Origin of the sequence: Lysinibacillus sp. JNUCC-52 (genome assembly GCF_015999545.1) — a bacterium.
Classification (GTDB): Bacteria; Bacillota; Bacilli; order Bacillales_A; family Planococcaceae; genus Lysinibacillus.
Window position 1 is genome coordinate 1083960 of record NZ_CP065546.1, and the last position, 11949, is coordinate 1095908.

Consider the following 11949-nt stretch of genomic DNA (forward strand, 5'->3'; position numbering starts at 1 on the left):
GTTGATTTGCTCCAAAACAACACTTTTGAGCTAGTCTTACATCAACCTCTTTTTTACTATGGGGCTAGCTTTTTATAAGTTCTTTGTATTTTTCGGATGTTCTTATTTCAATAGTAAGAAAATCTTTACCGTACGTTGCCTTAATTAAAAAAGGCACATCACTTGTGTTTTGAAACCTAAAATCCAATCCGCCATAGGATACCGTTGCATCTCTACCCTTTGGAACGTAGCCAACATCTAAAGAATGATGATGTCGCTCGACGAATTTTATAGGTAATTGATCGACTGCATTGAACAACGTTGAGGAAGTTTGGCATATACCCCCACCGATGCCCATAACAAGTTTTTTATTAATAATTTCAGGTGCGGGCTGATAGCCGTTTTTTTCATCTCTCGGTCCAACAACAGTATTAAAAGAAAAAGTATCCCCGCTCCCAACAATGACATTATTGATCGCCTTTGCTGACAGTTCGATATTTTTGTTTCTTCCTACATCTGAGGAGCTGAAGTATGTTGTATACGATGCTACTACAACATCCTCTAAATACGGTATGTCTTCTAGATAATAGCCACTTTCAGTAATATACAGTGGCATTTCTACTTTGCCCCCCGTTACAGATGCAGCTAGTACCCTTTCAACCAATTCACTTTCTTTTAAAATCACCAATGGACTTCCTTTAATAACCTGACCATTGCCATCCAATTTGTCGAGCACCATGCGCTTATCTAAACCAACTACTGTTTCTGTTCCCCTTGCTAATTGTTGTGCTAATTGTTCAATTTTCTTTTTATACGATTCAGGGTCTGTTTCATAGCCTAGTTCCTGTGGTGATATGATGTGGATGATTTCCAAAGATTGCGGATCAACAATTTCAACTACTATAGGTCCAGCTTCCTGCTCCTTGTCCTCCGTGTACGTCACTGGCTGCTTTACATCGTCAATGTCAATTTGTTCGTTCTCTAATGTTTCTTGACAGCCAGCCAAAGCAATAGTACTTCCTAAACAAAATACAGCTATCCAGCTCTTCAATAATAAACACCTACCTCTACCTTACTTACAGCAACATCTTATTCGACTAGTAAGGATAGTGTGTTTCTTTTCATGCATTTTTATTGGTAGTTGCTTAAATAATTGTTTTTTAAATATAGATTATTAGTGAATACACAATTAAAAATGTAGCTTTTTCTACAATTTAAGTAAAAGGAAAACACTCCATACAAGTTTAAATGCTACCTTTTGTGGAGTGCTTTCTGTTAAAAAATTGAGTTTTCGGCATATAATAAATACTTGTGTATTGCTTATCCTCTTTGAATACACAAGTTAAAATAACCTCGCTATGGAAATCAAATTATCTCATCTTTTGTTCCTTTCAAAAAATAAAATGAATAAAGTAAAAGTTGCAAGTAAGAATAATATAATGGTAGTCGCTCTAGGAATATAACCATTTTGGACTTGATGAAAAATTTCTATTAGTGAAAAAGATAATACTCCAAATATGATAAGTATAACTAAAATAAAATGTATCTCTTCTTTATTTTTCATGAAACCCGTACATTGGAAAAATCATCGTATTTTCCAAATCTCCAATTACGTTCTGGTCCAGGGATTTTTTTATAGGAGTTTAACGTTTTATTAGTAAGAATTAAATATTCAACAGATGCAACTATTACTGAAATGCCAGGTATGCTTTTTAAATATTTTCTCAAGAAATTGGTGACGTTGGCAACTGTAGGCTTTTTGATTGATTTAAATGCCTGATCTAGTAATCCTACTAATAATAAATCCTTTAGAATACTTGTTTCAAAATTCCTTATCTTATCAACATTTCTTGTGAATTGATCAAAGTGCTTATTGTATGTGTTAACTGTTTTTTCATTGGATAGTTCTCTGGCTTTTCCTCCTCCATTACTGTATTTATAATATGAATAATTAAATCCACTCGATCTTGCTGTCACCCATTTACCTGTTGCACTTGTCGTATATACTAGTTTATCATTCTTAATTTCGTTAACAGGCGAAACATCCACAGGTGTTTTTGAAATAATCTGTTTACTTAATATATTTTGCTGGCTTTCAAAACTATCATCGTCATTCATATCAATAATTGTTATGAAATTTTCGACAAGTTCTTTAGCTACATTATCTATTTTATATTTATTAGTAGTTACAGCTTCATTTTCAATTTGTTCCTCATATAAAAAAAGTTCGCCATTTTCTAATGTGTTATACACTACTTCCTTATCCGTAAATTTAATAATTTCCAATATTACAAAACTATCATCTTCCACATCTTCTTCTGAAAGAGGCATAGCAAATGACTTAACATGTACAAAAGTTAATGTAATTGTAGTGATTAATACAACTATAGTTAGGTAAATTATTAAGTTTCTAGCAAAAAAGTAAAAGGTTTTTTTCATAGTATCCTCTTCCTTCCCTTTCTTAGAAAATATTCAATAAATTACTTTTTAAATAATCAGTATTCTTTTTTATTTATAAAATAATAACCACTCTTTATTTTTTCAACGACTTTGTATGTTTATCTTCAATTCTTTTCAAATCTCTATTTAAAAATCAACCACATTAAAAATTTTTCACTTTTATTATTAGCCATTTCCCTTATTAAACTTCAAATCTATATATAAAAAGCCAAAAGTACTCACTTGTTAGTACATTGCTTTAACTTGCATAAAGTCCCATGTTTCTACTATATATATAGAAAAAGTCAACGAACAGAGTTATGGTTAGGACTATTAACATTCGTAATAATGCTGAAGCTTGTAGTAAAATAAATTACATCATTATCCTAAATTTCGAAAAGGAGGTAGAAAAGATGCCTACTACATTATTATCTTCTAAATTAACGATTCCTCTCGAGGCACCTGATTTAATTGAGCGAAGACAATTATTTGATCTTTTACGACTTCATACTTATAAAAAAGTGACGATTTTACGTGCACCAGCAGGCTATGGAAAAACAACTGTTCTAAGTAGCTGGTTCAAAAATAGTAAGGAAACTGTGGCTTGGGTATCACTTGATGCTGCTGAAAATGATCCGATTCGTTTTTGGACTTACGCTGTGCATGCCGTTGCCAAAGCTTATCAGTGCAATATAGATCAAATACTTGCACCACTGTTGCATGCTCAAGACCTAGCAACACTTGAATTTTTTATCAATTCATTTTTAGAAGAGCTTAATGCCTTAGCAAAACCGATACATATTGTATTAGATGATTATCATCTAATTGATAATCCAGCAATTCATCAACTTATGACTCAATTTATAGAGTACTTACCTTCTGAGGCACATGTTTATATTACAACTCGGACAGCCCTTGCACTCCCTACTGCTAAGTGGCGCGTTAAACAATGGCTACAAGAATTTAATGCGGATCATTTACGATTTACGTTGCAAGAAACTAAGCAATTTTTTTCCTACAAACATGCAACACCACTAAATCAACAACATTTACAAAATGTTTTAGACAAAACGGAAGGATGGGTAGCTGGATTATTGTTAACGCGCTTGGCAAATGAACAACAAATAGACCCAATCGATAATATAGCGCAGCCGTTTATTTCTGAGTTTCTATGGCAAGAAATTATTCAAAATCTTCCGCCTACAACACAAAAATTTCTCATACAAACATCTCTACTGCATGAGCTAGAACCTACTATATGTGACCAACTAACAAAGCAATCAAATAGCCTTGAACTGTTAGAAAATTTAGAAGCAAAAGGTCTATTTATCATTCGTCTGCAATCAAAAAAGCCTGTTTTTCGCTACCATCATTTATTTGCTGAAGCATTACAATTAGAACTAAACAAACAATATTCAGTTCAGCAAGTACAATCAATTGTCCAAGAAGTTGCTCATTCTATTTACAACAATCAGGGAAATTATATTTCTGCAATTGAGCTAGCACTTAAATATGAACAATATGAACAAGCCGCTTCATGGATAACAGAACATCTTGTACAGCTCTATGCTTCCGGGCAAACAACAACATTTATGCGCTGGCTACAACAACTTCGGAGTGCTCACTATGTCGTTTCGTATGAAATGCTTGTTATCGGCTTCCTAACTTCTATTACAACAATGGACACCAAAATAGCTACTTCCCTTATGGAGGAGCTTGAAATGAGACAATATGTAGAACATTGGATGGAGCAAGAAGAACATGGAGCGATGGCATATATTTATGAAAGTGCTAAGGCATATGCAATTGTCGCTTCTGGTGGAAATTTACAGGTAGTTGAAGAAATTATGCGTAATTTGCTTGCGAAAGGTCCTGCGCCCTCACGTTGGGATAACGTTCCGATTCCATATAATATTTTCGAATACAAACTGTCTCGTACTAGTATCGGCTCAAAAGGGAAACTTCAAATAATGGAAGATGGCGAAGCCGTTGGTAAACTTTTTCGAGAAACATCGTTACAAACTGCAAATGTTACAGCTTTTAGCTATGGGGTTGCTGCTGAATCATTATACGAACGAAGTTTAATAGAATACGCTCAAAAGGAGCTTGAAATCGCCATCGGTTTAGGTCATCATCATCAAGACCCTGGTTTATTTATTCCGATGTATTTATTAAAGGCAAAAATTTACACCCATCAACAACAAGCAACTACAGCACGTGCGATGCTAGCACAAGTATTAGAAGGTGTTTCGGAAAAACATTGGCGAACTTCCATTCAAATTATGCAAGCTTATTGTTTTATAATTGATGGAGATAGTCAAAATGCAGAGATGCTATTGCAGGCAACAAAAACGAAGCAACCATTTTGGCAGCTCGTTTATGCTCGTTTACTGTTATTAAAGGGCGAGCTAAACGATGCATTATCTATTGTCATTCAAGTGAAAACGAAGGCTCAGCAAGATGAGCAAATCGCAACGATTATAGAAGCAACAGTGTTAGAGGCTATTTGCCAGCATCGTTTAGGAAATACTTCTATCGCATTAGATATTTTACATGAAGTGTTACAATTAGCAGCAAAATATTATTATGTTCGGACGTTATTAGATGAGAAGGAGCTACTCCCTCTTTTAGAGCAATATTTTCAATTAGAGTCGTATGCATTAAAATGGAATCCTTACCCAGATTATTATTTCAATTATCTTCAAAGTTGCACAACAAGTGTCGTTCGTAACGAAATATTGACACCACGTGAAATGGAATTGCTCGATCTTTTAGCCAATGGTGTCACCAATCGAGAAATTGCGAAGCTGTTGAATTTATCAGATGGAACCGTTCGCGTTTATTTATCTACTATTTATCAAAAACTAGGTGTCAAATCCCGTACACAGGCAATCCTCCACACAAAAAAGTAAATATGAAAATGAGCATCTGACAGCTATTGATTGTTGTTAGTTGCTCTTTTTAGTTTTGTTTAAGGATCTTTGGAGAAATAATGAAAATTTCTGTTTAATTTCCTTAAAGGATGTACTTTTTTATAAAAAAGCTTCTCGCATTAATCAACTTTCTAAAAAGCGCGGACTCCATTTAACATTAGATGGAATTCATTTTATATAGTATGTATGCTAAATTTGTAGAGATGAATATGTAACGAAGATTGAGCAACTAGTTAATGTACAAAAAAAAGAACTGTTCCTATTACGTTGGAACAGTTCTATTATATTATTTTTGAATAAACATTTGAGACCAGTAGTTACCATCTTTCACAAAGCCTACACCGATATGTGTATAGCTTGTGTTTAGAATATTTGCTCGGTGTCCTTCACTATTCATCCAAGCATTTACGACTTCAGTAGCTGATTTTTGACCTTTGGCAATATTTTCTCCAGCTGATTTATACGTAATACCGAAGTTTTTCATCATTGTAAATGGTGTGCCATATGTTGGACTTGTATGGTCGAAGTAGTTTTTATCATGCATGTCTTGAGATTTATATTTTGCTACTCTTGAAAGCTCCCAATCTTCTTTTAATGCTGGAAGACCCGCTTTTGCACGTTCTGCATTGACAAGTTTAACGACTTCTTGTTCTACAGATGCTTGCTCATTTGTTGGAATATTAATTTTTTGCCCTACGTTTATTTGATCAGGATTTGCTAGTTGAGGATTTGCATCAATTAGCTCCTGTACGCCTGTTTGAGTGTTTACGGCAATTTTCCAAAGAGAATCACCTGCTACTACTGTATATGAATCAGCTGCCATTGCGCTGATTGGTACTAATATTGAAACCGATAATACGGATGCCATTGCGACTTTTTTTACTTTTTTAAACATGTTATTCATTCCTTCCTGTTTTGCTCTATATTCATGGTAAATAGTTTTGCAACATAATTCATCACTAAATATTTGGAAGGATTTTTACAGTTGTATTACATCTGAAATAATTGACGAATAGATTGCCAGAATAACGGTCTTTTCTCTCAACTTTTTAGTAATAAATTTGAAATATAGTTGTAACAGGAATATATTACTACAAGATTTTTAGTTGAATTAATACCTTTTCATTCATTTAATACCCAATAAATAGAAAATAAATTGTTTGAATGCCTAATTGTTTGAGTGACTGACACTACAACTATTCAGAATTGTTTGGGTGCCTGTCACTGCATCGGCATGCACACCTATTTCATATCCGCTTCTTACAACGTAAAAATCCACTTCGCTTTCCATGGGCACGGTGTAAGCCGCAACCCTCGCGTACACGCGGTTTGTTGCGTCTTACATTTCGTGTGTTCCCACAGGTGTCTTCGTGGATTTTTACTTGGCTATTCAAAATTTTTTGAGTGCCTGGTTTGAGTGCCTGACACCGCAACTATTCAGAATTGTTTGGGTGCCTGTCACTGCATCGGCATGCACACCTATTTCATATCCGCTTCTTAAAGCGTAAAAATCCACTTCGCTTTCCGCGGGCACGGTGTAAGCCGCAACCCTCGCGTTCGCGCGGTTTGTTGCGTCTTACATTTCGTGTGTTCCCACAGGAGTCTTCGTGGATTTTTACTTGGCTATTCAAAATTGGTTGAGTGCCTGACACTTCATAGTCATGTTGGTAAACCCTACTGACTGTACCCATGAAAATTCAGAATTGTTTGAGTGACTGGCACTTTTTCTTATTTATTTATTTTGGAAATGGCAGTATCTTCAACGAAGGTTGTTGTATTAAACAACAGCAGAACATCTTCAATACCATTTTCATTCATATACTGCGTTATATTACCGTTATAGTAGCGCAAGTCAATTACATGAATTTCAGAAATATGATTTGTCAAAAATGGAATGACGTTATGAGCATAAGAGTCTTTGATGACTAAAAGCTTTTGTTGTTCTATCTGCTGTGGGTCAAGCTTTGTCGTAAGCTTCATAAGCGCATGTACTCCTCCTAAGAAATAAGAATATTGATCCTTTTTCTTAAGAAAGCTTGTATCGTACATTGTAGTGAAGGTTTGATTAGAATCTGCGATATACATCTCTGTCTTTACTTGCTTACGTGGAATATAAGCTTGAATTTGATCAGGCGTTACATTCGTGAATTGACTTCGAGTATGATAGCTTCCAAGAAATGAATTGCTAACGTTTTTAATTAAAAAATCGCTCTTTGAAAGAGGCTCCCACCCCATTTGCTTTGCATACGCAACATACGCTAAATAGGCTCCATATGTCGTCCAATGATGGTCCGTACGGTAGTAAATGGTTTCAGTTGCATGTGGCTCTAAAAAATCAAAACCATTGATAAACGTTAAGTCATTGTGCAATTGCCCTTCTATTAATTGATTGACTTTCTTTTGAGGATACGTTGGAGCTAACCACGGTAAGCGCTCTGGATAAAGCCCAATTGATGTCGGTGCAAGCAAAAATGTCACGTTCACTTTTGGATGCTTATAGGCGAATTGCTTTACTGCATTTATATCTTGTTGCACTTTCGTATTATCTGGTTCTGTAAACTTGTCGAATAAATAGCCGTCTTTCCCTTGGTATATGCCATTATTCTCTTGTTGTAAACGTCCTTTTTCCGTGGCTGATTTCATCCACAACCATTTGTCACGAAATGGGAAATGGTCTGTGACGAAACGCTCCGCTTCCTCTGCATATTTTTTCGATATTACATTATCCCATGTTAAATGGGGTGCTGCTTGTAAATATCTATTTTCCAATTCGGAGAAGCGATGATGAGGCAAAATGAAAAACAGTAGCGTGAAGAACAACATTGTACCGATAAAACTAAAAACTAATAGCCGCTCTGCTTTTTGCTTCATACTGATCTACCTCCTTAAAAGCGAAAATATAAAAATGGATTAAACGTCGCGTCGACTAAATAAGCTACAGAAAGAAAATACAGTATGCCATACCAAGCAATATGCGGTAATGATAACTCACTCGTTTTCTTCCATAATTTCATCGGTATTGAAGCCATAATTAGCACTAGAAGGAGCACGATATTCGTATAAAAATAGTACCCAGTGTCATTATTCCAAAGGGATTGTCCATTGAATCCGAACATGGCCGCCAAATATTTTCCTATTAACGACGGTTGCTCGAAAGCAAACAGCACCCATCCAATTAAAATTAGGAAGATGGCATAAAAATGTCTTGTCCACCGTGGTAGGCGAGAAAGTAAAGTTAAACCCCACCATTTTTCAACAATAAGAATAACTCCGAAATACAACCCCCACCATATAAAATTCCAACTGGCCCCATGCCAAAAACCTGTCAGTAGCCAAACGATTAAAATATTGCGCATTTGAATGGCTAACCCTTTACGATTGCCACCGAGTGGAATGTAAACATAATCTCGGAACCAGCTGCTTAATGAGATATGCCACCTTCTCCAAAAGTCCGTAATGCTTTGAGCAATATACGGCTTGTTAAAATTTTCATTGAATCGAAAACCAAACATTAATCCAAGTCCTATGGCCATATCAGAATATCCGCTAAAATCAAAATAAATTTGAAAGGCGAAAGCAATAATGCCTAACCAAGCTGTTAACATTGGCATCGTTTCTACATTTGAGCTAGAAATTGTGTCCCAAAGTAAGCCTATGTTATTAGCTAATAGCACCTTTTTAGCTAAGCCAATAATAAAGCGTCGCACACCTTCTGCAAACATACTAATACTTTCTGCACGATGCTGCAGTTGCTGGGCAATCGTATTATATGTCACGATTGGGCCAGCCACTAATTGGGGGAACAGAGCCACAAATGTACCGAAATCAATCCAGTTCCGCTGTGCTTTTGCTGTTCCCCTGTAGACGTCTATAATATAAGACATGGATTGGAACGTATAAAAGGAGATACCGATTGGCAAAGGAAGTTCCGTTAAAGGGATATCCGTACCAAGTAATGTATTGATATTGTGAATAAGAAAATCTGCATATTTAAAATAAGATAACAGCATTAAATTCACAATAATGGAGCATAGAACAATGCCCTTTCTTTTTACTGACGACATGTTTGGCTTATCTAATAACAAACCGAAACAATAATCCGTCAGTGTAGACACTAGCATAATCACGATATAAACTGGTTCGCCCCATGCATAAAAAATTAAACTCATAATAAATAAAATGAAATTTTTAATTTTTCTTGGCGAACAATAATAAAGCATTAGCACTATTGGCAAAAATACGAATAGAAAGAGCAGACTACTAAATACCATGTGCTATTTTGATTCAAAGAAGCTATCGTAAACTTTTATAAGCTCGTCAGCACTATCTGAAATTACTAATAATACGTAATTCCCTTTTGTAATAAGTTTGTAGTTTTTAGCATTCTCATATTGGTCTGGTAAATATTGTTCAAATTGTTTTTGAACATTTTCTGCACGTTTTTTTAATGCCGCTTGGATATCCGCAACATCCTTTGCTTCTTTTACTTTGAATATAGCTATTTCATTTGTTTTAATATTCATCATTGGCACACGTACTGAATAATCCTCAAGCTTAGCAGAATCTATATTATAGAGGTCCTTTAATTCTTCCGCTGATAATTCCATTAGTACGGGTTGCTCTACTTTTTCTAACATTTGATCTGCCATTTCTTTAGCAGACAGTTTTACTTCAATTGTCGAATCTTTATCTCCCGCACAAGCAGAGATGATCACAGCTAGCATAGCCGTTAATAAAATCATGATTGTTTTTTTCATGTTAAAAACTCCTTTTAAATGTGTATTTCAATGAGAGTAGACGTAGAGCATCTACGAACGTTACATAAAAAGTTTTTTCTTTTATAATTTTTTGCGTTTTTTAGAAGTGATTGTCCTTTTTTAGCAGGAAATACTTACCTTTAACCTCTTTTCTATGAAAAAATATCCATAAAAAAGGGTACACCGATTTCCGATGTACCCTTTTCCCATTTACATTCATTTTCTTGATAAACGATAAACTAAAGCAATATACAGTAAATCATACATAACGGTTGCCATAGAAGTAATTGTAATGAATGGGGTTCTAAAATAAATAAAGAAACCGACAGCTGCAAATAACGTTCCAATCATTTTGCAAAGTGCAATGGACATAGATTGGCCAGCTAAACTCCCCCTACCGAGCAATAAACCGATAAATAGTCCAGACATCATTAAATTTTGTATAAATGCCGCATATTTTCCTTCCATATCATGTAGCTCATGGGAAAGTGCCATGATGATTAAAAAGCTGACGCTAAGTGTAAATAGGAATGATGTGTAAAAAAGTTTTGAAGAAATCGTTTTTTTATATTCATTACGCCCATATATTAAATATTGCCACATAATGACAAGGTCGAGTACAAACCATATAAACGAGATAACTCTTTGTAAATCATTTTGAGGATAAATAAAAGTAAAGATAAATTCCCATGAAATATTGGCACATATTGCAACCATTGGCATACCATATTTCTCATCTTGAAAGCTCCGTTTAATAATAAGTATGTATGTCAAAATCCAAAAAAGTCCCATGCCTAGTTGGCAAATAAATAAAAAATAATATTGATTCATTAAACACGCTCCTTTTAAACTTGCTTGATAGAAAAGAAACCTCTTCATGTTACTGTATGACTAGTACTGAATCTATTATGTCAGTTGTAAGAGGTACAATTTAAACAAGTAAAAATATAGCGCTCCAGTCAATTAACCTGTAAGTCAAGATGCACGTTGCATAAGCTATACATTGGCAATTCAATTCGATATAGTTAAACGGGGTGAGTATATGAAAACTAAAATTTATTACAACAATGAGCAGTTCATAGCAGGAACTACCTTGAAAGATAGTACGGAACTTGAACAAAACAATATGGCACTACACGTTTGCACAAGCCCAGATGATGTAGTAATTAATCGAAAGAAATTAGCTGCAACCTTACATTGTGATATCAATGATTTTATATGTACGCAGCAAACACACAGTGCTAATTTTCATCGGGCGACGTTAGACGATAAAGGATTCGGGGCACAGCAACAAGACACAGCCATTGCCAATACCGATGCGCTCTATACTTTTGAAAAAGATTTAATACTTTGTAGTTTTACGGCTGATTGTGTACCTGTCATTTTTTATAATGATCGTCATGGTGTGATTGGTGTGATTCATTCAGGCTGGCAAGGTACAGTCAAGGAAGTGACAGTCAAACTATTTCAACATCTTATCGAGACAGAGCAATGCAGTCCTCAAGATTTCCACGTACAAATCGGCATGGCACTTAGCCAGCAGAAATTTGAGGTTGATGCCGATGTCTATGAACAATTTAATCGTCTCGGCTATGCGGATGATTTTATGTATTACAATGCACAAACAAATAAGTATCACATTGATAACCAACAAACTGTGAAAAGGCAATGTGAGCTTGCAGGTATTCCTTCACATCAAATTACGATTGATAATACGTGCACGTTTCTTAGTGACCAAGGGTTCTCCTACCGTCAGGATAAACAGTGCGGCAGACATTTGAGCTTTATCATGCGAAAATCATAAGGATTACATCCTACTAACATCAAAAAGGCAATTTATC

Annotated in this window: 9 protein-coding genes; 2 read left to right on the top strand and 7 right to left on the bottom strand. The window is 35.1% G+C overall.

Features of this window, described 5'->3' with window-relative positions; all coding sequences use genetic code 11:
* Positions 1-64 precede the first annotated feature (64 nt).
* Both JNUCC52_RS05730 and JNUCC52_RS05735 read right to left on the bottom strand, forming a co-directional pair.
* Positions 65-1030, bottom strand: a complete 966-nt coding sequence (locus JNUCC52_RS05730) for a VanW family protein (RefSeq protein ID WP_337981660.1) — start codon at positions 1028-1030, stop codon at positions 65-67.
* Positions 1031-1539: 509 nt separating this feature from the next.
* Positions 1540-2418 (bottom strand): hypothetical protein, encoded by an 879-nt coding sequence (locus JNUCC52_RS05735; protein WP_337981661.1) that lies wholly within the window; start codon positions 2416-2418, stop codon positions 1540-1542.
* Between the two features lie 413 nt (positions 2419-2831).
* Between JNUCC52_RS05735 and JNUCC52_RS05740 the strand changes: the two genes are divergently transcribed.
* Positions 2832-5330, top strand: coding sequence for a winged helix-turn-helix domain-containing protein (locus JNUCC52_RS05740; RefSeq protein WP_337981662.1), 2499 nt, complete (start codon positions 2832-2834; stop codon positions 5328-5330).
* A 307-nt stretch (positions 5331-5637) separates the two neighbouring features.
* Here the strand turns inward: JNUCC52_RS05740 and JNUCC52_RS05745 are convergent, their stop codons facing one another.
* The 5 genes from JNUCC52_RS05745 to JNUCC52_RS05765 form a co-directional block, all read right to left on the bottom strand.
* Positions 5638-6246: a CAP domain-containing protein gene (locus JNUCC52_RS05745; protein ID WP_337981663.1), complete on the bottom strand. Its 609-nt coding sequence runs from the start codon at positions 6244-6246 to the stop codon at positions 5638-5640.
* A gap of 833 nt (positions 6247-7079) precedes the next feature.
* Positions 7080-8222 carry a DHHW family protein gene (locus tag JNUCC52_RS05750; protein WP_337981664.1) on the bottom strand — a complete coding sequence of 381 codons (1143 nt, stop codon included), beginning with the start codon at positions 8220-8222 and terminating at the stop codon, positions 7080-7082.
* Positions 8223-8236: 14 nt separating this feature from the next.
* Positions 8237-9622, bottom strand: a complete 1386-nt coding sequence (locus JNUCC52_RS05755; protein ID WP_337981665.1) for an MBOAT family O-acyltransferase — start codon at positions 9620-9622, stop codon at positions 8237-8239.
* Positions 9623-9625: 3 nt separating this feature from the next.
* Positions 9626-10108 carry a DUF4358 domain-containing protein gene (locus JNUCC52_RS05760; protein ID WP_139860567.1) on the bottom strand — a complete coding sequence of 161 codons (483 nt, stop codon included), beginning with the start codon at positions 10106-10108 and terminating at the stop codon, positions 9626-9628.
* Positions 10109-10324: 216 nt separating this feature from the next.
* Positions 10325-10939 carry a transmembrane-type terpene cyclase gene (locus JNUCC52_RS05765; protein ID WP_139860565.1) on the bottom strand — a complete coding sequence of 205 codons (615 nt, stop codon included), beginning with the start codon at positions 10937-10939 and terminating at the stop codon, positions 10325-10327.
* 211 nt (positions 10940-11150) lie between these two features.
* On the opposite strand from JNUCC52_RS05765, the gene pgeF reads away from it, so the two are divergent.
* On the top strand, positions 11151-11912 hold the full coding sequence (gene pgeF, locus JNUCC52_RS05770) for a peptidoglycan editing factor PgeF (RefSeq protein WP_337981666.1): 762 nt from the start codon (positions 11151-11153) through the stop codon (positions 11910-11912).
* Positions 11913-11949: the final 37 nt, after the last annotated feature.